This window comes from Sphaerisporangium fuscum, from assembly GCF_018531465.1.
In the GTDB taxonomy this organism is placed as follows: domain Bacteria; phylum Actinomycetota; class Actinomycetes; order Streptosporangiales; family Streptosporangiaceae; genus Sphaerisporangium; species Sphaerisporangium fuscum.
Genome location: NZ_JAHDTF010000006.1, coordinates 229,886 through 255,745 on the forward strand (window position 1 = coordinate 229,886; position 25,860 = coordinate 255,745).

Consider the following 25,860-nt stretch of genomic DNA (forward strand, 5'->3'; position numbering starts at 1 on the left):
CGCCCTGCGGCCGTTCCCACCCTGCTCCGGCTCGGCGCCGTCGTCCGGGCGCGGTCCCTCGCGCCGGACCGCCGCCACCCGAACCGGCCGGGATCTGGTCGTAGGGGAACACGGCAGCGTCACACCCCTCATGCCCTTGCCCGGCCCACTCTCTAACGAACTGACCAACAGAACCAATTTGGTCAGTTCGTTTGATAGGTTCGCTGCGGCAGCACAGGAAGGGAGACGTCATGGAAAGAACAACGGGGCGTGGCCGCGCCCTGGTGGTCGGGCTGGGCATCGCCGGCATCGCCACCGCGTTGCGGCTGCGCCAGGTCGGCTGGGAACCGGTGGTGGTGGAACGCGCGCCCGCGCGCCGCTCCAGCGGGTATTTCATCGTCCTGTTCGGCGCCGGCATCGCCTCGGCCCGGCGGCTGGGCGTGCTGGAGGCCATCGGCGACCGCAGCGGCCCCCATGTCACCAGCTACGAGGTGGACCGCGCGGGGCGCCGCCGTCCCGGCATGAACCCCTTCGCCATGGCCGCGGGCCCCCGGCCGCTGCTGCGCGGCGATGTCGAGCGGGGGTTGTTCGCGGCGCTGCCGGACGATGTGGAGATCCGCTACTCCACCGTCCCCACCCACATCGCGCAGGACGACACCGCGGCGGAGGTGACGCTGCACGACACGGCCGCCGGCACCACCGTCACCGAGCGGTTCGACCTGGTCGTGGGCGCCGACGGGATGCGCTCCACGGTGCGCAGGCTCGTCTTCGGCCCCGAGGAATACCTGCACCCGCTGAACTACATGATCGGCGCCACCGTGCTGGACGGCCCGGTCGACGGCTTCGGCCTGCACGAAGGCCTGGTCCTGGCGGAGCCGGGCCGTTCGGTGTGGGCCTTCCCGTTCGCCGATCACGCCCCGAGCCTGCTGTTCTCCTACCGCACCGGCGACATCGACGCCGAGTTCCGCCGCCCGCCGATCGAGTCCATCCGGGCCGCCTTCGGCCCCGAACCCACCGGCCCCCTGCTGGAAGGGCTGCTGACGCGCTACGAGCAGGCACCCGACGCGCTGTTCGATTCGGTGCAGCAGGTCAGGATGCCGCGCTGGCACCGCGGCCGGGTCGTTCTGATCGGCGACTCCGCCTGGTGCGTCACCCTGTACGCGGGCATGGGCGCCTCCAGCGGCATGGCCGGGGGCGAACTGCTGGGCACCATGCTGCAGCGCCACCCCGGCGACCTGCCCGGCGCGCTACGGGCCTGGGAGGCCCGCATGAGGCCGTTCATCCACCTGCAGCAGGACAGCGCCCTGCCCGGGCGCCGCATCTTCACCCCGCACGACCGCAAGGAGTATCTCCTGCGGGCGGGGATGATGCGCCTGATGCGGATGCCGGGCGTCGGCAAGGCGATGGGCAGGAGAATGTTCAACGGCAAGGACATGCGGGCCAAGAACATCGACGTCGCCGCCCTTCCGGCCCGGACGTCCTGACAGCACGAAAACGGAGGACAGCACGGTGAGCCAACTGGTCGAACACCACTCGCACAAAGCCGCCCGCATCCTGGACAGCACACGCGCGCTGGTGTCCGACCACGGCGTACGCAAGGTCACCGTCAGCGAGATCGCCGCGGCGGCCGGGGTCGGCAAGGGCACCGTCTACCTGTACTGGCCCACCAAGGAGGACCTCATCCTCGGCCTGTTCGCCCGCGAACTGCTGGCCTTCCTGGAGGAGGTCATCGCCCGCATCACCGCCGACCCCGCCGCCGTACGGCCGCGCCACCTGGCCCCGCTGCTGATCCGCACCGGGCTGCGCTCCCCGCTGGCACGCCGCCTCACCGTCAAGGACGCCGAACTGCTGCGGCTGCTCACCGAGCAGGCCGGCGACCGCGACCTGTTCGACCGCACCCAGCCCAGCGCCATGTGCGAGGCGGTGATGCCGATCCTGCGCCGGCACGGCCTGATCCGCCAGGACCGCCCGCTGGCCGATCAGTCCTACGCCATGCACGCCGTGCTCGTCGGCTTCGGCGCCGCCATGTCCGTCCCGGACTCCGCGCCGCACAGCGCCGGCGACCCCGGCGACGTCCTCGCCGACACCGTGGCCCTGCTGCTCGAACCCGCGGTCGCCCCCGCCGAGCAGGCCGTCACCGCGGCCGCCGGTGACACCGTCGCCGTCTTCCGCCGGACCAGGGACGCCGTTCTGGCGATCATCGACCGCAGCCAGACCCTCCAACAGTGACCCCGGCACGCTCCCTCGGTGGTCGCGGCGAACTGGGCGGGGTGGCCAGGGGCGGAGGGACTTCGCCGGCGGTGACGGCGCGGCCGCGCGGCGGAGGGTGTCAGGCGTCCTGGGGGACGGTGTCGCCGACGGGAACGGCCGCCCGGTCGCCGGCGGCGTACCGGGCGCGGGCGATCCCCCAGCCGACGAGGGCCGCCGCGACGATGGTGAGGCTGAGGCCCGCGATGGTGACGGCGCGGTGGAACTCGCCGGTCTGCCGCGGGCTCCACTGTGAGGTGGCGATGTCCCCGGTGAACAGGGCGGCGAGGATCGTTCCGGTGATGGCGATGCCGGCGCCGGAGGTGACCTCGGTGGCGGTGTCGACGAGCGCGGTGCCGATCGTGGTCCGGTTCGCGGGCAGGCCGCGGACCACGTTGAGCCCGGCGACGACGCCGACCACGCGCATCCCGGCCGCCACGAGGACGAGCGCGATCGCGACCCACGGGTAGCCGAACCGGCCGAGCAGGCCATAGACGGCGAGGCCGGACACGACCGCCGCGGCGCTGATCCAGGCGGCCCGGTCCAGGCCGGCGCGCCGCACGAACGGGTCGACGATCGCGCTGCCCGCGACGAGGACGACGACCTGCGGCAGCATCCCGATGGCGGCCAGTGCGGGCGTCCAGCCCCAGTCGAGCTGCAGCTGCAGCGTCACCATGTAACCGAGTCCGGCGGTCGCCAGCCCGGCGGCGGCCTTGTAGGCCAGGCCGCTGGAAACCAGGGGAAGGGCGAGGAGTCTCAGGTCGAGCAGCGGATGGCGGGTCAGGCGCTCGCGCAGGACGAAGCCGATCGCCGTCACGGCGGCCGCGGCGGTGGCCGCCCAGGGCGCCCAGGAGCCGGCGCCCTCGTCCACGAACAGCGTCGGCGCGAGGAGCGCGAACACGATCGCCGCCGTGCCCAGCAGCATCCCGGGGACGTCGAGGGTGTCGCGGTGGAGGCCGGCCGGGTCGTCGGCGGCGATGCCGGAGCGCACGCCGAGGAACGCGAGCACGGCGACCGGCACGTTCACCAGCAGCAGGACCTGCCAGGGCACGATCGCCAGCACCAGGCCGCCCGCCGTCGGGCCGATCGCGAGCCCGACCAGGCCGACGGTCGAGATGAGGGTCAGCGCGCGCAGGCGCGGGCCGTCCTCGTCGAACAGCCGGAACGCCAGCGCCATCGATCCCGGGGTCGTCATCGCCGCGGCGGCCCCCATCGCCGCCCGGACGGCGATCAGCTGCCCGGCGGTGGCGACCAGGGCGGTCGCCAGGCTCGCCAGTCCGAGCAGGACCAGCCCGATCAGCATGATCCGCCGCCGGCCGAACCGGTCGGCGATCGCGCCGAACGCCAGCATCAACCCGCCGAACACGACCGCGTAGGCGCCCGTCACCCACTGCAACGCGGTCGTCGAGGCGTGCAGCTCGCGCCCGATCACGGGCAGGGCGACGTTCAGGATCGAGTTGTCCAGCATCTCGAAGAGGAACACCGCCGACAGCCCCGCCAGCGCGACCCACGCCTCCCGCAGCGACCGGGGAGTACGACCCGGCCGGTCCGCGGCCGTCTCATTCATGGAGGACTCCTTCACGTCGTGATCCGGCTGGGACCTCGCCGCTACCTTATGTGACTAAATTGAGTGACACAAGCAAGTGGGCGCGTGACGGAGTCACGGCGTGCGGGCCGGCGGCCGGGCGAGGCGTCATCAGGGTGATGGCGACGGCGGAAGGCGGGAAAGGGTCACAGCTGTGCGGCCGTATGGACGACCCGGCAGCATCCCGACCTCGTATGCGCCGGAGTCCCGCCGCACGTGCCGCCGCAGCTCGTTCAGCAGGTCGAGATCATGGGTGGCGGGCACGGCGGGGTTTGCGATCTGCATCGAACTTCTGTTCTAATTGCGGGCATGCGCTGGGACAACCTGCGCCTGGCCGACACCGGCCAGGCCGCCGTGGCGGCGCCGCTGTTCGCGCGCGGCGCGGTGGCGCGCACGTTCGACACCCCGGAGTTCCGGGGCATGACGTTCTACGAGATCCACGCCCGGTCGGTCATCAACCGGGTGCCGGCCGGCAGTCACGTGCCGTTCCAGTGGACGATCAATCCCTATCGCGGCTGCTCGCATTCGTGCACCTATTGCTTCGCCCGCAAGACCCACGAATACCTCGACCTCGATTCGGGGCACGACTTCGACTCCAAGGTCGTGGTCAAGGTGAACGCCCCCGAGCTGGTGCGCAAGGAGCTGGCGGCGCCGCGGTGGGGCGGCCATCCCATCGCCATGGGCACCAACGTCGACTGCTACCAGCGCGCCGAGGGGCGTTACCGGCTGATGCGCGGCATCCTGACCGCGCTGCGCGACGCCCGCAACCCTTTCTCGATCCTCACCAAGGGCTCGCTCATCCTGCGCGACCTCGACCTGCTGACGCAGGCCGCCGAGGTGACCGAGGTCGGCACGGCGCTGTCGATCGGCTTCGTCGACGACGAGGTGTGGCGGGCGGTCGAGCCCGGCACACCCCGGCCGGGCAAGCGCCTGGAGGTGTGCGCCGCGCTCACCTCCCACGGTCTGCCGTGCGGAGTGCTGATGGCGCCGATCCTGCCCTATCTCACCGATTCGCCGCAGGCGCTGGCGCGCACGGTGGCGGCGATCGCCGAGGCCGGCGCCACCCACATCGTGCCGATCGTGCTCCACCTGCGTCCCGGCGCCCGCGAGTGGTTCCTCGGCTGGCTGAGCCGCGAGCATCCGCGCCTGGTGCCCCGCTACCTGGAGATGTACGGCCGTGGGGCCTACGCGCCGAAGGCGTACCAGGCGCGCGTCCAGCAGCAGGTCGCCGACCTGGCCCGGCGCCACGGCGTGGGCCGCTCCTCCGCCGCGGCGGCCCGCCGCGTCCGTCCCCCGGCACTCCCTGCGACGCCCACGTCCGCGGCGGGCCCGGAGCAACTCACGCTGCTTTGAAGGCGACAAAGGCCGATATGGGTGATTGAGGCCGATGATGGGTATTTAAAGCCGATGATGCGACCTATATGGCGCATTATCAGCAATGGTAGACCCATGAGATCGGGGGAAATCATGGCGGGGAACGGAAAGAAGTCCAGCAAGGCCACGGGGAAGGCCAAGAAGGCGGCCATCAAGGCCACGCGCGAGATAAAACAGAATAAACACGACGACCAGGACAAGCAGCGCACAACGCAGGAGCAGGCCGAGTAACGGCTCACCTGACCACGGTTGCCGTGAACCGTACCGCACCACCGCCCGCCCGAGCCGCACCCGATTCGCGGCCCGGCTGAGCCCGCCCCCACCGCGGTCCGGCCGAACCGTACGGCGGGGCACGCGCAGCCCACCGGGCCGCGTGCCCCGCCGAAGCGACGCCGGACCGCCTCCCCGGCCGCGTGTCCCGCCGACCCATGCCGCCCGCCCCGGTCACCCCGGCGCGCTCTGATCATCTTTCCGCCCCGGGACGCAGCGGCCCGCCGGTCACCTCGCTTAAGGTAGGCGACGGACAAGCCCCGACCATTGCCACCAGAGCTCCCATACCTGTACGACCAGCAGTCCCCCTCGCCGCGTCGAGGGGAACCCCCGTCCCCCCGAACGCGAGGACCGATGTCCGCATACCTCCGCTTTCCCGCGATCTTCAGCGACACCATCGTCTTCACCGCAGAGGACGACCTCTGGATGGTGCCGGCCGAAGGAGGCCGGGCCTTCCGCCTGACCGCCGGGGTCGCGGAGGCCGCCTACCCCCGCTTCTCCCCCGACGGCACCACCCTCGCGTTCGTCGGCCGGGAGGAGGGCCCCGACGAGGTGTACGTCATGCCGGCCGACGGCGGCCCCGCCGAGCGGATGACCTACCACGGGGCGTCCTGCACGGTCACCGCCTGGGACCCCGCCGGCGGGATCGTCTACGCCAGCGACGAGGGCCAGCCGTTCGGCCGCTACAAGTGGCTCCACCGCCTCGAGCCCGGCGGTGTCTCCCAGCGCCTGCCGTACGGGCCGGCCAACACCATCTCCTACGGCCCCGGCGGCGCGAAGGTGCTCGGCCGCAACACCGCCGACCCCGCCCGCTGGAAGCGCTACCGCGGCGGCACCGTGGGCGACCTGTGGGTCGACCGGGAGGGCGACGGCGAGTTCACCCGCCTGATCTCCCTGGCCGGCAACCTCGCCTCGCCCTGCTGGGTGGGATCGCGCGTCTACTTCCTGTCCGACCACGAGGGCGTCGGCAACGTCTACTCCTGCACCCCCACCGGCGAGGACCTGCGGCGGCACACCGACCACACCGACTACTACGCCCGCAACCTGTCCTCCGACGGCGAGCGCCTGGTGTACCACGCGGCGGCCGAGCTCTACCTGCTCGACCCCGCCGCCGGCGAGCCGCGCCGCCTCGACGTGCGGCTCGGCACCTCCCCCACCCAGCGCAACCGGCGCTTCGTCTCCGCCGCCCGCTACCTCGACACCGCCACGCTCAACCCCGACGGCAGCGGCCTGGCGATCACCACCCGCGGCAAGGCGTACTCCATGGGCGGCTGGGAGGGCCCGGTCCGCCAGCACGGCGAGCCGGACGGCGTCCGCTACCGCTTCCTGACCTGGCTGAACGACGGCAAGCGGCTGGTGGCCGCGGCCAGCGACGACGGTGACCGCGAGGTACTGGTGATCCTCACGGCCGACGGCTCCGCCGCCCCGGCACGCCTGTCCGGTCTGGACATCGGCCGCGCGATCTCACTGTCGGTGTCCCCCTCGGCCGACAAGGTGGCGGTGTGCAACCACCGCAACGAGCTGATCCTCGTCGACCTGCCCTCGGAGGAGACCGGCGAGGCCACCCTCACCGTCGCCGACAGCAGCAGGTTCGGCCGCATCGACGACGTCGCCTGGTCCAAGGACGGCGACTGGATCGCCTACGCCTTCCCCGGCACCGCGCAGATCACCGCGATCAAGGTCTATGAGATCGCCGGCGGGCGCGCCCACCAGGTGACCCGCCCGGTGCTGCGCGACTTCGCGCCCGCCTTCGACCCCGAGGGCAGGTACCTCTACTTCGTCGGGCAGCGCGTGTTCAATCCCGTCTACGACTCCCTGCAGTTCGACCTCGGGTTCCCGCTCGGCACCCGGCCGTACGCGGTCGCCCTGCGCGCCGACGTCGGCTCGCCGTTCGTGCCCGAGCCCAAGCCGCTGTCCGGCGACGACCACTCCGCCAAGGGCCCCTCGAGCTCCTCCGAGGCCGAGGTCGAGGTCGAGGTCGAGGACGGCGAGCCCGGCGAGGCCGGCGAGGCCGGGGCGGACACCCCCGCCGAAGGCGCGGCGGAGGCCGCCAAGGCCCAGGAGGAGAAGAAGAAGACGGGGCTGACGATCGACTTCGAGGGCATCGAGCGGCGCGTCGTCGCCTTCCCCGTCGCCGAGGGCCGCTACCACCGCCTCGCCGGCCTGAAGGACAAGGTGCTGTTCACCGCCTTCCCCGTCGAGGGAAGCCGCGGCGACGAGTTCGCCGAGCCCGACCTGGGCACGCTGAAGGCCTACGACCTCACCAAGCAGAAGCTCGAGACGCTGGCCTCCGACGTCGCCGACTTCTGGCTGGGGCGCGACGGCGCCACCCTGCTCTACCGCTCCCGCCACAGGCTGCGCGTCATCAAGGCCGGCGACTCGGCGCCCGACGACGACGGCACCAACCGGAGCGCCGGGTGGATCGACCTCGACCGGATCAAGGTCTCGGTGCGGCCGGACGCCGAGTGGCGCCAGATGTTCCGCGAGGCCTGGCGGCTCCAGCGCGAGAACTTCTGGGTGCAGGACATGGCCGGCATCGACTGGGACGGGGTGTACGAGCGCTACCTCCCCCTGGTCGGCAAGGTGGGCACCCGCGGCGAGTTCTCCGACCTGCTGTGGGAGCTCCAGGGCGAGCTCGGCACCTCCCACGCCTATGAGAGCGGCGGCGAGTACCGCAGCAGCCCGCACTACTGGCAGGGCAAGCTCGGCGTCGACTGGTCCTACGCCGACGGCGTCCACACGATCGCACGGGTGATCGGCGGCGACCCGTGGGACCCCGAGGCCACCTCTCCCCTCAACCGCCCCGGGCTCGACGTCCGGCCCGGCGACGCGGTGGTCGCGGTGAACGGCCAGCCGGCCGCCACGACCACGGGCCCCGAGAGGCTGCTGGTCAACCAGGCGGGCCAGGAGGTCGAGCTGACGATCAGGCGCGGCGACGGGCCGACCAGGACGATCACCGTCAAGGCGATCTCCGACGAGCAGCCCGCCCGGTACCGCGACTGGGTGGAGGCCAACCGCGCCCGCACCCACGAGCGCACCGGCGGCCGGGTCGGCTACCTGCACATCCCCGACATGGGCCCCGACGGCTACGCCGAGTTCCACCGCGGCTTCCTGGCCGAGTACGATCGCGAGGGCCTGGTCGTCGACGTCCGCTTCAACGGCGGCGGCCACGTCTCGGGGCTGCTGCTGCAGAAGCTCTCCCGGCGGCGGCTGGGGTACGACTACCCGCGCTGGGGGGTGCCGGAGCCGTATCCGGCGGAGTCGCCGCGCGGCCCGATGGTGGCGATCACCAACGAGTGGGCGGGGTCCGACGGCGACATCTTCAGCCACACCTTCAAGCTCCTCGGCCTCGGGCCGCTGATCGGCAAGCGGACGTGGGGCGGGGTGATCGGCATCTGGCCGCGCCACCGGCTGGCCGACGGCACGGTCACCACCCAGCCCGAGTTCTCCTTCGCCTTCGACGACGTGGGGTGGCGGGTGGAGAACTACGGCACCGACCCGGACATCGAGGTCGACATCACCCCGCAGGACTACGCCCGCGGGGTCGACACCCAGCTGGAGCGGGCGATCGACCTGGCGCTGGAGCGGCTGGCGCAGCAGCCGTCGCACACCCCGGACCCGGCCGACCGGCCACGCCTCGGCCCGCTCCCGCCCCTGCCGCCGCGCGCCTGACGGCTCGTTCGGGGGCACCATCGCGTCCACCTCTCCGGCGAGGACCGGCCCCGGCCGGGTCGAGTGCGGCCGGGGACATGAGCAGGATCAGGCGCCCGAGCGGGCCGCGTAGGAGGCCAGGCGGGCGGCGAGGGCGGCGACCTCGTCCTTCAGGGCGTCGGGGGCCAGGACGGTGAACGGCCAGCCGAGACCGGCGAGCATCACCGCCATGCCCTCCAGCCGCTCGGCCCGCCCGGTCACCAGCACGCCGCCGTCGGTCTCGGTCAGCGTCACGACCGACGGCGGCAGCCTGCGCCCCGCCTCCTCCATGGTCGTCTCCAGCAGCACCCGCACCTCGTGCCGGTAGGGCACCGACGCCAGCGAGCCCATCACCTGGGCCACCGGGTCGAACTCCCCCGGGTCGGGGAACGTCTCATCGAGCGCCCGGGCGGCGGCGACGCGGTCCAGGCGGAAGGTGCGGACCTGCTCCCTCAGCCGGTCGAACCCGGTGACGTACCAGCGGCCCGAGTGGAAGACCAGGCCGTAGGGATCCAGGTCACGCTCGGTGTCCTCCCCTCGCCAGGAGCGGTAGCGCAGCCGTACCCTCCGGCGGCGGCGGGCGGCGGAGGCCAGGGTGAGCAGCGTGTCCGCCGCCGGGCTCGGCGTGCGCGCCGGCCGGCCGGTGTGCCCGACCGTGTCGCCGACGGCCGCCACGCGCTCCCGCAGCCCTGCGGGCAGCACCCGCTGGATCTTGGCCAGGGCGCTCGCGGTGGCGCTCTCCCCCACCGCGAGGCCGGTACGGCGGCCGGCGAGCAGCCCGAGCACGACGGCCGCCGCCTCGTCCTCGGTGAACATCAGCGGCGGGAGCTTGAACCCGGGCAGCAGCCGGTACCCGCCGTAGCGGCCCCGCTCGGCCTCCACGGGGACCCCCAGCTCGGCCAGGCGCAGGGCGTACCTGCGCACGGTGCGCTCGTCCACCCCCAGACGTCGCGCCAGCTCCGCGCCTGTCACCCCGGGATGCGCCTGCAGGAGCTCCAGCAGGGCGAGCACCCGCGTCACCGGATGCGGCATGAGATTCCCCTTTTAATCCGGACCGGTTCTGCCCGGATTCCACCCTACGGTCGTTCCCGACGGCACACCACCACACAAGGAGACGATCCATGAGCACCTTCGTCCTCGTTCCGGGTTTCTGGCTGGGCGCCTGGGCCTGGGAGGGCGTCACCCGCCCGCTGCGCGCGGCCGGGCACGAGGTCCACCCGCTGACGCTGACCGGCCTCGCCGACCGCGTGCACCTGGCGACCCCGGAGACCGACCTGGAGACCCACATCGACGACATCGTCAACACACTGCTCCACCAGGACCTGCACGAGGTGATCCTCGTCGCGCACAGCGGCGCCGGGGCGCCGGTCACCGGCGCGGCCCACCGGGTCCCCGAACGGATCGCCAAGGTCGTCTACGTCGACAGCGGGCCGGTAGCGGACGGCCAGTCCCAGATGGACCTCTACCCGCCGCAGAACCAGGAGTTCGTCAAGGCCCACCTGGTGGACGGCTGGCGGTACGGGCCGATCACCTGGGAGGAGCAGGAGGGCTTCGGCGCGAGCACGGCCGGGCTGGACGAGGAGGTCAGGGCCGGCGTCGCCGCCCGCATGACCCCCCAGCCGTACGGCACGCTGACCCAGCCCCTGCGCCTTGCCGACGGCTCGGCCGCCGGCAAGCTGCCGAAGGCGCTGGTCAGCTGCTCCTACCCGCTCGCCCAGGTCCGGCAGCTGATCGAGCAGGGGCATCCCTACTTCGCGGTGCTTTCGGGCCCGGAGTGGGAGCTGCACGAGCTGCCGACCGGCCACTGGCCGATGTTCTCCCGCCCGGAGGACACCGCGCGGCTGCTCGCCTCGCTGTGACCGGCACGGCGGTGGCGGGCCGCCCCCGTCACGGCCACGCCGGCGTCTCGCGCGGATGGGGCTCGCGCCAGATCTCGGCGCCCGCCGCGTCGTAGCCCACCACCTCGAAGCCCTCCCGATAGATGTCGCCGGAGCGTTTGTGGAGGCCGGAGAACAGGCGGAAGCCGATCCTCCACGGGTCGGACCGGGTGACGGCGGCCGACGTCGAGCGGTCGGCGAAGACCAGCTCGACCTTGGCCGTCCTGGCGTCGGCGATGCCGAACCAGTGGCCGTCCCTCTCGGTCATCTCGACGGGCGACTTGCCGCCGTCCATGCCGGACAGCAGGTCCTTCGGCCTGACCAGGTGCATGCCGGCCATGTCGCCGTCCAGCCGCCAGACCACCGTCTCGTCGGGGGTGTTGACGAGACCGGCGGTCATGCCGTGCGGCATCCGCTCCACCGCGCCGACGGGCCGCGCCTCGGCCTCGGGGTACGCCACCGGCTGCTCCTTCACACCGCCCAGCACCTGGCCCTGGGCGCCGGTGAACTCGAAGGAGGTGACCCTCGTCTCGGCGGGCACGCTCACGGTCCAGATGCCTCGCGGCGCCCCGGCGGGACGCTGGACCCGGCCGGGGATCCTGCCACCGTCGGCGGTGATCCCCGACACGCCCGTCACGTCGTCCCGGCAGGTTCCGTAGCGGAACGACGGATCGGCCGGCGAGGTGACCATCACGTCCGACGGCAGGGAGGCCACATCCGAGCCGGCGCCTTCGCACGATCCGCTGCCCCCTCCGCCCCTGGTCCTGACGATGGCGCAGAAAAGGGCGCGCCCGTTCCCGTCCTTGGCGAACCACATCAGCATCGGCCGGCGCTGGGCGGTGTTCTCCACGACCAGCCGTTCGCCGAAGGGAGTGCGGTTCTCCATGACCCGGTGGTAGATGTCGCGTTCGGGCGGAGTGGTCGCGGTGGCCGTGGGAGTGGGGGTGGCTGTGGCGATGGCGGTGCTGACGTCCCCACCCCCGACCCCCCGCGCCACCAGGGCGACGGGGACGGCCATCGCGGCGACGGCCGCACCCGCCACCAGCGCGCGGGCCCGCGTCCTGCGCAGCAGCCCGCGCCTTTACTTTGTAGATCATAATTATGGGACATTTGTCCTGGCCAACCCCGTATCCGCGTTCCTACCGCGGGCCCGGCCGCCCTCCTAGCTTTACGGACATGAACGCGAACGCCGTCTCCCTCACACAGATCGTCAAAAGCTTCGGGACGGTGCGGGCCGTCGACGGCCTCACCCTCGAGATCCCCCAGGGCCAGACCGTCGCCCTCCTCGGCCCGAACGGCGCCGGCAAGTCGACCACGATCAGCGTGCTCCTCGGCCTCACCGCCCCCGACGCCGGCCGGGCCGAGGTCTTCGGCGGCGCCCCCGAGGCGGCCGTGCGGGCCGGCCGGATGGGCGCGATGCCGCAGGAGGGCGGCCTGATCCCACGGGTGACCGTCGGCGAGCTCATCGCGTTCGTCGCCGGCACCTACGGCACGCCGCTGCCCGTCGAGCGGGTGCTGGCCACCGCGCGGCTCACCGGTCGCGCCGGGCGGCGGGCCGACAGGCTCTCCGGCGGGCAGGCCCAGCGCGTCCGGTTCGCCCTCGCCCTCGCCGGAGACCCCGACCTGATCATCCTCGACGAGCCCACCGCGGCCCTCGACGTCGAGGCCAGACGCGAGTTCTGGCAGAGCATGCGCCGCTTCGCCGCGCGCGGCAGGACGGTCCTGTTCTCCACCCACTACCTGGAGGAGGCCGACGAGCACGCCGACCGGATCGTGGTGATCGACCGGGGCCGCGTGATCGCCGACGGCACCAGCCGGGAGATCAAGAAGGCCGTCGCCCTGACCAGGGTGAGCCTGACGGTCACCGGTCCCACGTCCTGGCTCGCCGGCCTGCCGGGGGTCGCGCAGATCGAGATCCGCGGCGACCGTGCGCACCTGCGCAGCACCGACGCGGACGCGACGGTCGTGGCGCTGGCCGAGGCCGGAGCCGTACACGACCTGGAGGTCTCCCCCGCCGACCTGGAGGACGCCTTCCTCGCCCTCACCTCCCCCCTCACGGAAGGCAGCGCCGCCTGATGCTCGGCTACATCCGCCTCGAACTGCGGCGCGTCACGCGCGACGTCGCGTTCCTCGTCTTCGGCATCGCGATGCCGGTGGTGATGTACCTGATCTTCACCACTCTCGGCCTCGCCCAGGGCGGCGGGCAGGAGGCCACGCTGTACGTCATGGTCAGCATGGCGGCCTACGGAGGCGTAGGGGCGGCGTTCAACAACGGCGCCGGGCTCGGCGAGGACCGCGGCGCCGGGTGGCTGCGCCAGCTGCGCCTGACCCCCCTCGCCCCGGCGAGCATCGTCACCGGCAAGACCATCACGGGGATGGTCGTGGTGGTCCCCGGCATCGTCGCGGTGCTCGCCGCGGGCGCCCTGATCAAGGGCGTCACCCTGCACCCGGCCCAGTGGATCTCCATCATCGCCCTGCTGTGGGCCGGGACCATCCCCTTCACGCTCATCGGGCTCGGCAACGGCTACCTGCTCACCGGGCAGGCGGTGGGCATCGCCAACATGGCCGCCAACATGGGCCTGGCCGTCGTCGGAGGGCTGTGGCTGCCCGCCGAGACCTTCCCCGGATGGCTGAAGGCGATCTCGGACTGGACACCCACCCGCAACTACGCCGACCTGTCCTGGCACGTCGCCTTCGGCCAGGCGCCTCCCCCGGGCTCGGCGCTGATCCTGCTCGGCTGGCTGCTCGCCGCCGGGGCGTACGCGGTGTACGGCTACCGCCGCGCCGCCCGGACGGCCTGAGCCCGGGGACGGCCATGGCGGAGACCGGTTACCTTATGGCGGTGAGCACGCCCCCACCCGGCCGGTGCCGGGACGAGCAGGCGAAAAGACGCTTCGGCGACGAGGGCCCGGACGCCGATCCGTTCATGATCTGGCTCTTCATGCTCGTCGTCCCCCTGTGGAGCACCATCGACGGGGGCACCAAGTCGTTGTGGCCGGCGATCGGCGGCGTCGTCGCCGTCGCCGCGCTGTACGTGTGGACGGTCAGGCTGGCCTTCGTCGACCCCGGGAAGGCCGAGAGGCTGCCGCTGCCGCTGCTCGCCGCCGCCACCCTGGTCCTGACGATCACGCTGGGGGACGGCTGGGGCGTGCTGTTCACCCTCCTCGCCATCGCCACCGGCGTGACGGTCAAGGGACTGAAGAGGGCGTCGGTCGCCATCCTCGCCGTGACCGTCGCCGCGTGCGCGGTGTCGCTGTGGCTCGACGGCGACTGGGGCGCCCTGATCGGCCAGGGGTGGGGGACGTACACCGCCGGCCTGGTGCCCGCCATCATCCTGCAGCTGTTCGACGTGATCGGCGAGCTCAAGGAGACCCGCGAGGAGCTCGCTCGCACCGCCGTGACCGAGGAACGGCTGCGGTTCGCCCGCGACCTGCACGACCTGCTCGGTCACACGCTCTCGGTCATGGTCGTCAAGGCCGAGGCGGTGCGCCGGCTGCTGCCCGGCAGGCCCGAGACCGCCGCGCAGCAGGCCGGCGACATCGAACGGCTCGGGCGCGACGCCCTCAAGGACGTGCGCGCCGCCGTCAGCGGGTACCGGGGGCGGGGGCTGACCTCCGAACTGGAGTCGGCCCGCACGGTGCTCGGCGACGCGGGGGTCTCCCTCACCACGCGCATGCCCGTCGTCGAGCTGGCACCCGAGGCCGACGCCCTGCTCGGCTGGGCGGTTCGGGAGGGGGTGACGAACCTGATCCGGCACAGCGGCGCGCGGACGTGCGAGATAGATCTCAGCGTCGGCGACAATGGCACGGTGCTGGAGATCCGTGACGACGGCAGGGGCGGCGCCCCCCAGGCGACTTCGGGCAACGGGCTGAGAGGGCTGCGCGAGCGGGTGACGGCCACGGGCGGGCTGCTCGACGTGGCCGACCTCCCGGCGGGCGGCTTCCGCCTGCGGGTGACCGTGCCGCAGGAGGCCGCGTGATCCGGCTGCTGCTCGCCGAGGACCAGGGCATGATGCGCGGGGCCCTGGCGCTGCTGCTCGGCCTCGAGGACGACATGGAGGTCGTCGCCCAGGTGTCCTCGGGCGACGAGGTCGTCGGCGCCGCCCTGGCGCACCGGCCCGACGTGGCGCTCCTCGACATCGAGATGCCCGGCCGCAACGGCCTGGACGCCGCCGCCGACCTGCGCGAGAAGCTGCCCTCCTGCCGGGTGCTGATCCTCACCACCTTCGGCAGGCCCGGCTACCTGCGCAGGGCCATGGAGGCCGGGGCTTCCGGGTTCATGGTCAAGGACGGCCCGGTGGAGGATCTGGCCTCGGCGGTGCGGCGCATCCTGGCCGGTGAGCGGGTGATCGACCCGGCGCTGGCGGCGGCCGCGCTGAGCGCCGGTCCGAGCCCGCTCACCGACCGCGAGCGCGACGTGCTCGCCGCCGCGGCGGACGGCTCCACCATCGCCGACATCTCCCGCCGCCTCCACCTGTCGGAGAGCACCGTGCGCAACTACCTGTCGGCGGCCATCGGCAAGACCGGCACCCGCAACCGCATCGAGGCCGCCACCCTGGCCCGCCACAACGGCTGGCTCTGACCTTCACCCGCCGGCCGCGAGGGGCTCCGGGGTGAGGGTCGTGGCGCCGTCCCAGGGGAAGCCCGCCTTGAACGTCGTCTGGGCCAGCGCCCGCTGGCCCTCCGCGTTGGGGTGGAAGAAGTCCCACTTGCTGATGTGGTCGAGGGTGAAGGGATAGGAGAAGACCGCGCCGCCGTCGTACCTGCACCCGGGGCCGTACGCCGCGCAGGCCTGCTCCATCTCGTCGTTGTAGTCGCGCACCCGGTCCCTGACGCGGTCGCGGCGGGCCTGGTCCTTCTTGGCGTCGGAGTCGGCGCGGGCCAGCATCGTCGGGCAGATGTGGCCGAGCGCCCAGAACGACTTGGCCACGACGTTGTCCCTGCCGATCCGCCACAGCCGCTTCAGGTCCGGGACGCTGGCCGCGAAGATCTTGACGCCCGCCGCGGCGAGCAGGGCGAACGCCCGGTCGATGCGGGCCCGGTACGCCGGGACGGGTGTCATCCGCTCCTCGCTGGGGGCGCAGGCGTCCTGCGCGCCGATCAGGACGGTGACGTAGGCGGCGCCGGCCGCCACGGCCTGGCGTGCCTGCGCCTCCAGGTCGGCGCTCTTGGACCCCGGCACGGCGAAGTTGAGGTTGTGCCCCCTGATCCCCGGGCCGACCGCGAGCAGCCGCAGATAGTGGCTGCCCACGTCGGGGTCGTCACCCGCCGACCAGGACCGCGAGGCGCACGAGACGTACCAGCCGCAGGCGTTGAACCCCGCGCTGATCGAGTCGCCGAGCGCCGCCATGACCGGCGGCACGGGGTCGGCGGCCGCGACGGCCGTGCCCGGGACGAACACCACCGCGGCGGCGAGCGCGAACGCGGTCCTTCTCACCATGGTCACCTCCACCTGGGACGATCGATCCCTGGAAGAGATCGGCCACCCAAGGTAGAGATCGACGCGGGCGTGCTCTATTACCTCCGGGCGAGGCGTTGCTACCGTTGACCAAGTTCCTATCGCCGCTTGACAGCGCGTCACGCCTGTGTAGACGCCCGTGACGACGAATCACCCCGCTTGGGCGGGGTAGTGAGACCGGGCACCCGATGTCGAACGCGTTCAGTTTCCGAATAAGGTGGGCAGAGTGAGTGTCGCGCTCGGGATAACCCGCCCCCCGCTGATTCGCAGCGTCCCCGTCAACCACCCCGAAGAACTGATCGCGCGACTGCCACAGGCTCCGCCGTACGCCTGGGTGCAGCGCGGTGAAGGTCTCGTCGGCTGGGGCGAGGCCTTCCGCGTGGCGGTCCCCCCGGGAGCCGACCGTTTCGAATGGGCGCGCCGGTGGCTGGCCACGACGTTCGGCGAGGCGCGCATCGACGACGACGTGCACGTGCCCGGTTCGGGGCCGGTGGCCTTCGGCTCGTTCACCTTCGACCCGGCCGCGACCGGCTCGGTGCTCGTCGTGCCCCGGGTGGTGATCGGCCGCCGGGAGGGCCGCTCGTGGATGACCACCGTGGGTGATCCGCCGATCGAGCTGATGACACCCGCGCGCTCCCCCGGCCGCATCGTGTACGGCGACGGCTCGCTCACCGCGCCGGAGTGGCAGCACGCCGTGTCGCGCGCGGTGGGCGAGATCCGGTCGGGGCGACTGGAGAAGGTCGTGCTCGCCCGCGACCTGGTGGCCACGGCCGAGCGCGACATCGACGTGCGCGTCCTGCTCGACCGGCTGGCCCGCGCCTACCCCGACTGCTACACCTTCTCGTGCGCGGGCCTGGTGGGGGCGACGCCCGAGCTGCTGGTGCGGCACACCGGCGAGGAGATCGAGTCGCTGGTGCTGGCCGGCACGACCGCCCGCGGCGCCGGGCCCGCCGACGACGAGGCCCGGGGCGCCGCCCTGTTCGCCTCGGCCAAGGACCGCCAGGAGCACGTCTGCGCGGTCGCTTCGGTGCGCGAGGCGCTCGCGCCGCTGTGCTCTGCCCTGGAGGTGCCCGAGGAGCCCGAGCTGCTGGTGCTGCCCAACGTCCAGCATCTGGCGAGCCGGGTGCGGGGCAGGCTCGCCGACGGTGCCTCGGTGCTCGACGTGGTGGCCGCCATGCACCCGACGGCGGCCGTCGGCGGCACCCCGACGGCGGTCGCGCTGGAGGTGATCCGCGAACTAGAGGGCATGAACCGCGGCGGCTACGCCGGCCCGGTGGGGTGGATCGACGCGCGGGGTGACGGCGAGTGGGGCATCGCGCTGCGCTGCGGCTACGTCGAGGGGCGCCGGGCGCGGCTGTTCGCGGGCTGCGGCATCATGGGCGGCTCCGACCCGGCGTCCGAGCTGGCCGAGGCCCAGGCGAAGTTCCGCGTCATGAGGTACGCCCTGGAGGGCTGAGCCGGAAGGCCGGCGAGCCCGCCGAGAAGAACGTGTCCCGGCGGGCCCTCGCGGATGACGTCGTCAGTTGAGGTTCCGGACGAGCCCCAGGATCTCCTGCAGCATCGTCGTGTGGTCCTTCAGGACGGCCGAGTGCTCGTCGAGTCTCCGGGTGTGCTCGTCCTGGTTCGCCCTGAGCTCGTTGAGGATCTCCGTGTGCTCGTCGAGCCTTCGGGTGTGCTCGTCCTGCGTCTCCTTAAGACCGTCCAGCCTCCGCGTGTGCTCGTCCTGCGTCTCCTTAAGACCGTCCAGCCTCCGCGTGTGCTCGTCCTGCGTCTCCTTAAGACCGTCCAGCCTCCGCGTGTGCTCGTCCTGCGTCTCCTTGAGGTCGATGAGCTTGTGCTTGTGCTCTGTGAGCATCACGGTGTGCTGGGCCTGCTGGACCTTGATGCTTTTGAGGTCGAACATGATCTGCCCGTAAAGCTCGCCGGCGCTCTCCGAGGTGGAGTGCGCCCGAGCGGCTATGAAGGACAGGGCCCTGTACTCCTCGTGCAATTCCTGGAACCACTTCTCGATGTTGGTCACGCGTTCTTCAAGGGGGGACGTCGTCGTCACCATCATCACCTCCGCGCTCACACTAGCGCCCTGTGTGACGCTGTGCAGCGAAGTCGTCACGTAAAGTGAATCAGCTTCATGGTTCAGAAGTGCTGATGGACCAGGGCGCGGCCGAGGGGCTCATGACGGGGTCCCGTCCGGCAGGTCACGGCCGAGTTCGTGGGCCAGTTGTTCCAGCTCCGCTCCCCCGGCCATCAGTGACGTCAGCTCCTCCCGGGTGATGTCCGCCTTGGCGAACTGGCCGAGGCTCGTCCCCCTGTTCAGCACGAGGAACCGGTCGCCGACCGGATGGGCGTGGTGGGGGTTGTGGGTGATGAAGACCACGCCGAGGCCGCGGTCGCGCGCGCGGGCGATGTAGCGCAGCACTACGCCCGCCTGCTTGACCCCGAGCGCCGAGGTCGGCTCGTCGAGGATCAGCACGCGGGCGCCGAAGTACACCGCGCGGGCGATGGCCACCGACTGCCGCTCGCCGCCCGACAGCGTGCCGACCGGCTGGTCGACGTCGCGGATGTCGATGCCCATGCTCAGCAGTTCCTCGCGCGCCACGCGCCTGGCCCGCGCCACGTCGAACCGGCGCAGCGGCCCGGTGACGGGCTCGGAGCCGAGGAAGAAGTTCCGCCAGACCGACATCAGCGGGATCATCGCCAGATCCTGGTACACCGTGGCGATGCCCCGGTCGAGCGCCTCGCGCGGGCCCGACAGCCGTACCGGGACCCCGTCGAGGAGGTACTCGCCGCTGTCCTGGCGGTGCACCCCCGACAAGATCTTGATGAGCGTCGACTTGCCGGCGCCGTTGTCGCCCAGCACGCAGGTGACCTCGCCGGCCCGGACGAGCATCGACACCTCGCGCAGCGCGATCACCCCGCCGAAGACCTTCCCGACCCCGCGTGCCTCCAGCAGCGGTGGCGTCATCGTCGCACCTCCTCGGCGTAGCGGCGGACCAGCCGGTTGGCGAGGGTGGCCAGCAGCAGCATCCCGCCCAGGAAGAACTTGAACCAGTCGGCGTCCCAGCCCGCGAACACGATGCCCTTGTCGGCCATGCCGAAGATCAGCGCGCCGACGGACGCGCCGATCGCCGAGCCGTACCCGCCGGTGAGCAGGCAGCCGCCGATCACGGCGGCGATGATGTAGATGAACTCCTGCCCGATCCCGGAGTTGGCCTGCACCGAGGTGAAGCGCAGCGCCAGGATCGAGCCGACCAGCCAGGCGGCGGTCGCGGTGGTCATGAACAGCGCGATCTTCGTACGGGCGGCCGGCACGCCCACGGCCCGGGCCGCCTGCTCGTTCCCGCCGACGGCGAAGATCCAGTTGCCGGCCCGGGTCCGCATGAGCACCCAGGTGGCCAGGGCCGTGACCGCGAGCCACCAGAGGATCGCCACCCGGAAATCGACGCCGCCGGCCGTGATGGAGCCGGCCAGCAGCGCCCGCGCGCCCTCGTACCCCTCGGCCCTGCGCAGCCCGCTCACCTGGACGGTGCCGGTCAGGGCCTTGGTCACGCCGAGGTTGAGGCCCTGCAGCATGAGGAACGTGCCGAGGGTGACGATGAAGCTCGGCAGCTTCGTGCGGACCACCAGCAGCCCGTTGGCGAACCCGATGAGCAGGGCCAGGACCAGCCCGGCCGACATGGCGGCCCACACGTTCCAGCCGAACCGCGTGGCCAGGGTGACCAGGACCAGCCCGGTCGTGCCGGTGAGCACTCCGGCGGACAGGTCGAACTCGCCGCCGATCATCAGCAGGGCGATGGCGACGGCCATGATCCCGAGCGTGGAGGCGGGGTCGAGCCAGTTCGCCACGCCGTCCGGGGAGGGGAACACCGAGGACTGCGCGGAGAAGAACGCGAAGACGGCGACGGCTCCGACCACCGAGCCGAGCTCCGGGCGGATCAGCACGCGCCGCACCCATCCGGCGCCCGCGACGCGTTCGTCGGCGGTGACGCTGGTCACCGGGTGCCGTCCTGGGCCAGCTTGGCGACCTGCCCGGCGTTGTCCTTGGTGACGAACCCGGGACCGGTGTTGACGGGGAGGCCGCCGCCGACGGTGTTGAGGTTCTTCTTGTACAGGTACAGGAAGGTGATCGGCAGCCAGCCCTGGAGGTACTGCTGCTGGTCGACCGCGAAGAGGATCTCTCCCGCCTGGATGGCGTCGACGACGTCGGCGGACAGGTCGAAGGTCGCCAGCTTCGCCTTGGAGCCGCCGTCCTTGATCGCGTCGCGCGCGGCGACGGCGACGGCGGGGTTGAGGGTGAGCACGCCGTCGATCGAGGTGTCCGACTGCAGCTTGGCCTTGATCTTGGAGGTGGCGCCGGCCAGGTCGGAGACGTCGACCTGCAGCCGCTGCACGCTGCCGCCGAGGGTGGCCGTCGCGCCGTTGCACCGCTGGTCGAGGCCCACGTTGCCCGCCTCGTGGATGACGCACAGCAGCTTGGTGACGCCTTCGGCCTTCAGCTTCTCGCCCGCGCCGCGCCCGGCCACCTCCTCCGACTGGCCCACGTGGGTGATGGCGCCGAACTCCTTGGACTTGTCGGCGCCGGAGTTGATGGTGACGACCGGGATCTTGGCGGCGACGGCCTTGGCGATCGACTCCTTCAGCGCGTCGGGGTTGGCCATCGAGACGACCACACCGTCGACCTTCTCGCTGACCGCCTGGTCGATCAGCTGGGCCTGCCTGCCGGGGTCGCCGTCGCCCTGGTAGGTGACCTTGACGCCGTACTGCCTGCCCGCCGCCTCGGCGCCGTTCTTGACCACGTCCCAGAAGGCGTCTCCGGCCCCGCCGTGGGTGATGACGGCGAAGGTGCCCGCGCTCGCGCCTCCTCCCGCGCCGCCCGCCGCGGAGGCGGTCGGGCCGGCGGCGCCGCCGCCTCCTCCGGAACATCCGCCGAGCACCAGGGCACCGAGCACAGCCGCCGTGATCAGTCGCGTGACATGCCTCATTGATACCTCCGTGCGGCCCAGGGGATGAGAGCGGCCGCTTGGTCGGTTTCTAACCTCGGGTATCCTGCCTGTCAATCGTTTGTCCATACATCCGGACCTATGTCGTGATCACGGTTCGGTGACGGCGCGGACGGCCGCAGCGGAGGAGCCGACGCCGCCACTGCCAGCATTTGTCAGGACATTCTTACGTCCGCTACCCTCATGCTGTACGCGATCAGCGAGGGAGCCGGGAGAAGGCATGGGCGCTCGACTCGACATCGACCTCGATCGCTCGAGCCCGGTGCCGCTCTACTTCCAGGTGGCCGAGCAGATCGCCGAGGCCATCAGGCGCGGCGACCTCGCCCCCGGCGCCCGGCTCGACAACGAGATCATGCTCGCCGACCGGCTCGGCCTCTCGCGCCCGACGGTCCGCCAGGCCATCCAGTATCTCGTGGACAAGGGCCTGCTGGTGCGCAAGCGCGGCGTCGGCACCCAGGTGGTGCACGGCCAGGTCAAGCGCACCGTCGAGCTGACCAGCCTCTACGACGACCTGCGCCGCGCCGGGCAGGAGCCGGGCACCAAGGTGCTCTCGCTGCGGCCGGTCGAGGCCGACGAGGAGATCGCGGCCGTTCTCGGCGTCCAGCCCGGCACCGAGGTGCTCCACCTCGAGCGGGTCCGCTACGCCGCCGGGGAGCCGCTGGCGCTCCTGCACAACTGGCTGCCCGCCGGCCTGTCGCAGCTGACGCCGCAGTCGCTGGAGGAGCGCGGCCTGTACGAGCTGCTGCGCGCCTCAGGCGTGCGGATGAGGGTGGCCAACCAGCGCATCGGCGCCCGCGCGGCCAGCCCGGCCGAGGCGCGGCTGCTGGACGAACGCCGGGGCGCGCCCCTGCTCACGATGCTGCGCACGACCTACGACGACCAGGGCAGGGCCGTGGAGCACGGCTCCCACGTCTACCGGGCGTCCCACTACTCGCTGGAGGTCACGCTCATAGAGCGCTGAGCGGCGTCGGCGTCGTGGGCGACGGCCCGCGCGGCGCGGCGCTTGATGTAGAGCGTGGTGCCGAGGCCGAACAGCACGGCGACGACGAGCCCGACCCACGAGAAGCCCTTGAGCCACTTGTCGGCGACGATGCCGAGGTAGTAGATCACGGCGGTGGTGCCGCCGGCCCAGATGATGCCGCCGAGCACGTTGGCCACCAGGAAGCGCCAGTACGGCATGTGCAGGGCGCCCGCCAGCGGCCCGGCGAGGATGCGCAGCAGCGCGATGAAGCGGCCGAAGAACACCGCCCACATGCCCCACCGGTCGAAGGTGCCCTGGGCCTTGGCGATGTGGGCGGGGCCGAAGTGCTTGGGGAAGCGCCTGCCGAGCCGGTCGAACAGCGGCTGTCCTCCCTTGCGGCCGATGACGTACCCCAGCGAGTCGCCGATGATCGCCCCGGCGCTCGCGCAGATCCCGAGCCACACCGGGTTGACGACGTGCTGCGCCGCCAGCAGCGCGGAGCTGACCAGCACGACCTCCCCCGGCAGCGGGATGCCGAGGCTCTCGAGGCCGATGACGACCGCCACGATGACGCAGATCCAGACAGGCGGGATCGCCTGCAGCCATTCCTCGAGATGCATGGGTCTCAGCCTATGTGGCGAGGGGTGCCGTTTCGATCGGCCGGAAGAACGATACCGGGGTGTCTTCGGTCGCCCCCGAGGGGGAGCCGGACCACGACGAAAGTAGCGGCCGCCTCACCGGGCCCCTGGTGAGGCGCTCAGCCGAGCGACCGGACCGCCTGCTGGGCAGCCTCGCGCATGGCCGCGTGCACCCGGGCGTTCTCCTCACGGTCGGTGCGGGCCTCGACCAGGCGCAGCCCCTCCCCCCTTATCGCCTTCGGCAGGTCGTCGGGCGAGGCGAGCAGGGTGTACGGCGTGCCGGTGGCCGCCGCGACGTACGACAGGTCGACGCCGTGCGGGGTGCCGAAGACCCGCTCGAAGGAGTCGGGCAGCCCGGCCTGCGGCAGCAGCGAGAAGATGCCGCCGCCGTCGTTGTTGACCACCACCAGGCACAGGTCCGGCCGCGGCTCCCGTGGGCCGAGGATCAGGCCGTTCTGGTCGTGCAGCAGGGTGAGGTCGCCGAGCAGGGCGTAGGACGGGCCGTTGTGGGCGAGCGCCGCGCCGACCGCGGTGGACACCAGGCCGTCGATGCCGGAGGCGCCGCGGTTGGCCATCAGGCGCAGGCCCCGGCGGGGCCGCATGGCCTGGTCGAGGTCCCGGATCGGCATGGAGGAGCCGCAGAACAGCAGGGCGTTGTTGGGGAGCATGTCGGCGAGGTCCCGGGCCAGGCGCGGCTCGGTGAGGCCGGCGTCGTCGAGCACGGCGTCGACGGCCTGCCGGGCCGCGGCCTCGGCGACGCGCCAGGAGCGCAGCCAGGCGTCCCCGCCGGCGGCGACGGGGATCTCGATCGCCGCGGCGACCTGGGTGGCCGAGCGGGTGGGGTCGGGCCAGCGGCCCAGGTGGGGCGTGACGACGATGTGCTCCTGCGCCCGCTTCAGCCAGGACAGCAGCGGCCGCGACAGGCTCGGCCGCCCCAGCGTCACGACCACGTCGGGCCGGTGGGCGTCGGCGAACTCCGGGACGCCGAGCAGGAAGTGGTAGGAGGAGATCGCGTGGTCGCCGTACCGTCCGCCGCCCGAGGGCTCCGACAGCACCGGCCAGCCGGCCATCCCTGCGGCGGCGACGTAGCGGCGCACGTTGGTCGCGCCGTCGCCCACCACGAGCACGCCGCGCCGGGTGGGCGCCACGTGCAGGCCCGCCGACGGCGGCGCCACGCGGGCCCGCACCCACGGGCCGCTCGCGTCGCCGTCGAGCGACTCGCACCAGGAGAAGTCGCCGTCGGGGATGAGCGGCTCACGGAAGGCGAGGTTCAGGTGGACGGGGCCGGGGTCGGCCGGCCCGAGGGCCCGCTGGTAGGCGCGCGCGGCCATCGAGCGCCAGTAGGCCACCTGGCCGGGCCGCTCCTCGGGGACGCCGACCTCGCTGAACCAGCGCACCGACGAGCCGTACAGCTTCATCTGGTCGATGGTCTGGCTGGCCCCGGTGTCGCGCAGCTCGGGCGGCCGGTCGGCGGTCAGCACCAGCAGCGGCACACCGGACTCGTGGGCCTCGATCACCGCCGGGTGGAAGTTGGCGGCGGCCGTGCCGGAGGTGCACACCAGCGCGACCGGCCGCTCGGACCTGCGGGCCAGCCCGAGCGCGACGAACGACGCCGAGCGCTCGTCGACGCGGACGTGCAGGCGGACCCGCGAGTCGCCGTGGGCGGCGATGGCGAGCGGCGCCGAGCGGGAGCCGGGGGCCAGGACCACGTCGGTCAGGCCGCAGCGCACCAGCTCGTCGATCAGGACGCTGGAGAGCGCGGTGGCGGGGTTCACCTGCCCTCCTCGGGAGCGGCCCGCAGGGGGCGGGCACGCGTGATCGTCGTTGTGGAGCCGGGCCTCATCTGGGCCTGTTTCCGCACGAGCCCGAATCTCCCTGGTCAGACACTATAGGCGGTCCACTGCCATCAGTGATCGAACCGGGCGGACGAGGGCGACGTGCGGGAAACGGGGCTAGGGGCGGCGCGGGAAACGGGAGAAGTCGGGACGGCGCTTCTCCTTGAAGGCGTCGCGGCCCTCCTGCGCCTCCTCGCTCATGTAGTACAGCAGGGTGGCGTCGCCGGCGAACTGCTGCATGCCCGCCGCGCCGTCGCTGACGGCGTTGATCGCGCCCTTGAGCATGCGCAGGGCGAGCGGGGACTTCTCGAGCATCTCGCGGCACCACTGGACGGTCTCGGCCTCCAGCTCCTCCAGCGGGACGACCTTGTTGACCAGGCCCATGTCGAGGGCCTCCTGCGCGTTGTAGAACCGGCACAGGTACCAGATCTCGCGGGCCTTCTTCAGCCCGACGGTCTCGGCGAGCAGCCAGGCGCCGTAGCCGCCGTCGAACGAGCCGACCTTCGGGCCCGTCTGGCCGAAGATCGCGTTGTCGGCGGCGATGGTCAGGTCGCAGCAGACGTGCAGGACGTGGCCGCCGCCCACGGCGTACCCGGCGACCATGGCCACGACGGGCTTGGGCAGCCGGCGGATCTGGATCTGCAGGTCGAGGACGTTCAGGCGGCCGATGCCGTCGGGCCCGACGTAGCCGTCGTCGCCGCGGATCTTCTGGTCGCCGCCGGAGCAGAAGGCCTCGGTGCCCGCGCCGGTGAGGATGATCACACCGACGTCGCCGTCGTCGCGGGCGTCGTTGAAGGCGCGCTGCAACTCGAAGAGCGTGGTGGGGCGGAAGGCGTTGCGCCGCTCGGGGCGATTGATGGTGATCTTGGCGATGCCCTCGGCGGTCTCGTAGATGATGTCCTCGTAGTCACCGGACCGCTTCCAGTCGACAGTGCTCAGGGTCACTCTCG

23 protein-coding genes are annotated in these 25,860 nt (G+C 72.2%); 12 read left to right on the top strand and 11 right to left on the bottom strand.

From position 1 onward, the window contains the following. The first annotated feature begins 230 nt into the window (after nucleotides 1–230). Nucleotides 231–1,463: an FAD-dependent monooxygenase gene (locus KIK05_RS10105; RefSeq protein ID WP_214410338.1), complete on the top strand. Its 1,233-nt coding sequence runs from the start codon at nucleotides 231–233 to the stop codon at nucleotides 1,461–1,463. A gap of 25 nt (nucleotides 1,464–1,488) precedes the next feature. Continuing rightward, the gene (locus KIK05_RS10110; RefSeq protein WP_214410339.1) at nucleotides 1,489–2,208 is read left to right on the top strand and encodes a TetR/AcrR family transcriptional regulator; all 720 of its coding nucleotides are present in this window, start codon (nucleotides 1,489–1,491) and stop codon (nucleotides 2,206–2,208) included. Between the two features lie 100 nt (nucleotides 2,209–2,308). Here KIK05_RS10110 and KIK05_RS10115 read toward each other — a convergent pair whose 3' ends face one another. Next, entirely contained in the window at nucleotides 2,309–3,793 is a 1,485-nt protein-coding gene (locus KIK05_RS10115) for an MFS transporter (protein ID WP_214410340.1), read from the bottom strand. A 327-nt stretch (nucleotides 3,794–4,120) separates the two neighbouring features. Here KIK05_RS10115 and KIK05_RS10120 point away from each other — a divergent pair, with 327 nt between their 5' ends. The 3 genes from KIK05_RS10120 to KIK05_RS10130 all read left to right on the top strand — a co-directional run bounded on the left by KIK05_RS10120 (nucleotide 4,121) and on the right by KIK05_RS10130 (nucleotide 9,127). Continuing rightward, complete coding sequence (locus KIK05_RS10120; RefSeq protein WP_214410341.1) at nucleotides 4,121–5,164, top strand: Rv2578c family radical SAM protein; 1,044 nt, start codon at nucleotides 4,121–4,123, stop codon at nucleotides 5,162–5,164. Between the two features lie 96 nt (nucleotides 5,165–5,260). Then, entirely contained in the window at nucleotides 5,261–5,416 is a 156-nt protein-coding gene (locus KIK05_RS10125) for a hypothetical protein (protein ID WP_214410342.1), read from the top strand. A gap of 393 nt (nucleotides 5,417–5,809) precedes the next feature. After that, nucleotides 5,810–9,127, top strand: a complete 3,318-nt coding sequence (locus tag KIK05_RS10130) for a S41 family peptidase (RefSeq protein WP_214410343.1) — start codon at nucleotides 5,810–5,812, stop codon at nucleotides 9,125–9,127. Between the two features lie 87 nt (nucleotides 9,128–9,214). On the opposite strand, the gene KIK05_RS10135 is transcribed toward KIK05_RS10130, so the two are convergent. Beyond that, nucleotides 9,215–10,177 (bottom strand): helix-turn-helix transcriptional regulator, encoded by a 963-nt coding sequence (locus tag KIK05_RS10135; protein ID WP_214410344.1) that lies wholly within the window; start codon nucleotides 10,175–10,177, stop codon nucleotides 9,215–9,217. Between the two features lie 89 nt (nucleotides 10,178–10,266). On the opposite strand from KIK05_RS10135, the gene KIK05_RS10140 reads away from it, so the two are divergent. Next, nucleotides 10,267–11,004, top strand: a complete 738-nt coding sequence (locus KIK05_RS10140) for an alpha/beta fold hydrolase (protein WP_214410345.1) — start codon at nucleotides 10,267–10,269, stop codon at nucleotides 11,002–11,004. Between the two features lie 28 nt (nucleotides 11,005–11,032). Here KIK05_RS10140 and KIK05_RS10145 read toward each other — a convergent pair whose 3' ends face one another. Then, nucleotides 11,033–12,040 carry a hypothetical protein gene (locus KIK05_RS10145; protein ID WP_214410346.1) on the bottom strand — a complete coding sequence of 336 codons (1,008 nt, stop codon included), beginning with the start codon at nucleotides 12,038–12,040 and terminating at the stop codon, nucleotides 11,033–11,035. 158 nt (nucleotides 12,041–12,198) lie between these two features. Here KIK05_RS10145 and KIK05_RS10150 point away from each other — a divergent pair, with 158 nt between their 5' ends. The 4 genes from KIK05_RS10150 to KIK05_RS10165 are packed head-to-tail and all read left to right on the top strand — an operon-like array spanning nucleotide 12,199 to nucleotide 15,603. Beyond that, nucleotides 12,199–13,098: an ABC transporter ATP-binding protein gene (locus KIK05_RS10150; protein WP_214410347.1), complete on the top strand. Its 900-nt coding sequence runs from the start codon at nucleotides 12,199–12,201 to the stop codon at nucleotides 13,096–13,098. Beyond that, nucleotides 13,098–13,823: an ABC transporter permease gene (locus KIK05_RS10155; RefSeq protein WP_214410348.1), complete on the top strand. Its 726-nt coding sequence runs from the start codon at nucleotides 13,098–13,100 to the stop codon at nucleotides 13,821–13,823. Before KIK05_RS10150 ends, KIK05_RS10155 begins: the two co-directional genes overlap by 1 nt. 41 nt (nucleotides 13,824–13,864) lie before the next feature. Beyond that, entirely contained in the window at nucleotides 13,865–15,001 is a 1,137-nt protein-coding gene (locus KIK05_RS48045; protein WP_214410349.1) for a sensor histidine kinase, read from the top strand. Beyond that, entirely contained in the window at nucleotides 14,998–15,603 is a 606-nt protein-coding gene (locus KIK05_RS10165; RefSeq protein ID WP_214410350.1) for a response regulator transcription factor, read from the top strand. Before KIK05_RS48045 ends, KIK05_RS10165 begins: the two co-directional genes overlap by 4 nt. Nucleotides 15,604–15,606: 3 nt before the next feature. On the opposite strand, the gene KIK05_RS10170 is transcribed toward KIK05_RS10165, so the two are convergent. Next, entirely contained in the window at nucleotides 15,607–16,461 is an 855-nt protein-coding gene (locus KIK05_RS10170; RefSeq protein ID WP_214410351.1) for a GDSL-type esterase/lipase family protein, read from the bottom strand. A 244-nt stretch (nucleotides 16,462–16,705) separates the two neighbouring features. Between KIK05_RS10170 and KIK05_RS10175 the strand changes: the two genes are divergently transcribed. Then, complete coding sequence (locus KIK05_RS10175) at nucleotides 16,706–17,935, top strand: isochorismate synthase (RefSeq protein WP_214410352.1); 1,230 nt, start codon at nucleotides 16,706–16,708, stop codon at nucleotides 17,933–17,935. Between the two features lie 63 nt (nucleotides 17,936–17,998). Here the strand turns inward: KIK05_RS10175 and KIK05_RS10180 are convergent, their stop codons facing one another. From KIK05_RS10180 to KIK05_RS10195, 4 genes are all read right to left on the bottom strand, one after another. Continuing rightward, on the bottom strand, nucleotides 17,999–18,550 hold the full coding sequence (locus KIK05_RS10180) for a hypothetical protein (RefSeq protein WP_214410353.1): 552 nt from the start codon (nucleotides 18,548–18,550) through the stop codon (nucleotides 17,999–18,001). A 99-nt stretch (nucleotides 18,551–18,649) separates the two neighbouring features. After that, on the bottom strand, nucleotides 18,650–19,441 hold the full coding sequence (locus KIK05_RS10185; RefSeq protein ID WP_214410354.1) for an ATP-binding cassette domain-containing protein: 792 nt from the start codon (nucleotides 19,439–19,441) through the stop codon (nucleotides 18,650–18,652). After that, nucleotides 19,438–20,472 (bottom strand): ABC transporter permease, encoded by a 1,035-nt coding sequence (locus tag KIK05_RS10190; RefSeq protein ID WP_214410355.1) that lies wholly within the window; start codon nucleotides 20,470–20,472, stop codon nucleotides 19,438–19,440. The genes KIK05_RS10185 and KIK05_RS10190 overlap by 4 nt, the downstream gene beginning before the upstream one ends. Beyond that, nucleotides 20,469–21,458, bottom strand: coding sequence for a sugar ABC transporter substrate-binding protein (locus KIK05_RS10195; RefSeq protein ID WP_214410356.1), 990 nt, complete (start codon nucleotides 21,456–21,458; stop codon nucleotides 20,469–20,471). Before KIK05_RS10195 ends, KIK05_RS10190 begins: the two co-directional genes overlap by 4 nt. Before the next feature lie 238 nt (nucleotides 21,459–21,696). Here KIK05_RS10195 and KIK05_RS10200 point away from each other — a divergent pair, with 238 nt between their 5' ends. Continuing rightward, the gene (locus KIK05_RS10200; RefSeq protein WP_214410357.1) at nucleotides 21,697–22,437 is read left to right on the top strand and encodes a GntR family transcriptional regulator; all 741 of its coding nucleotides are present in this window, start codon (nucleotides 21,697–21,699) and stop codon (nucleotides 22,435–22,437) included. Here the strand turns inward: KIK05_RS10200 and KIK05_RS10205 are convergent. The 3 genes from KIK05_RS10205 to menB all read right to left on the bottom strand — a co-directional run bounded on the left by KIK05_RS10205 (nucleotide 22,404) and on the right by menB (nucleotide 25,849). Next, nucleotides 22,404–23,057 carry a DedA family protein gene (locus KIK05_RS10205; protein WP_214410358.1) on the bottom strand — a complete coding sequence of 218 codons (654 nt, stop codon included), beginning with the start codon at nucleotides 23,055–23,057 and terminating at the stop codon, nucleotides 22,404–22,406. The genes KIK05_RS10200 and KIK05_RS10205 overlap by 34 nt on opposite strands. 137 nt (nucleotides 23,058–23,194) lie before the next feature. Further along, on the bottom strand, nucleotides 23,195–24,850 hold the full coding sequence (gene menD / locus KIK05_RS10210) for a 2-succinyl-5-enolpyruvyl-6-hydroxy-3-cyclohexene-1-carboxylic-acid synthase (RefSeq protein WP_214410359.1): 1,656 nt from the start codon (nucleotides 24,848–24,850) through the stop codon (nucleotides 23,195–23,197). A 177-nt stretch (nucleotides 24,851–25,027) separates the two neighbouring features. Beyond that, entirely contained in the window at nucleotides 25,028–25,849 is an 822-nt protein-coding gene (gene menB, locus KIK05_RS10215; RefSeq protein ID WP_214410461.1) for a 1,4-dihydroxy-2-naphthoyl-CoA synthase, read from the bottom strand. Nucleotides 25,850–25,860 lie beyond the last annotated feature (11 nt).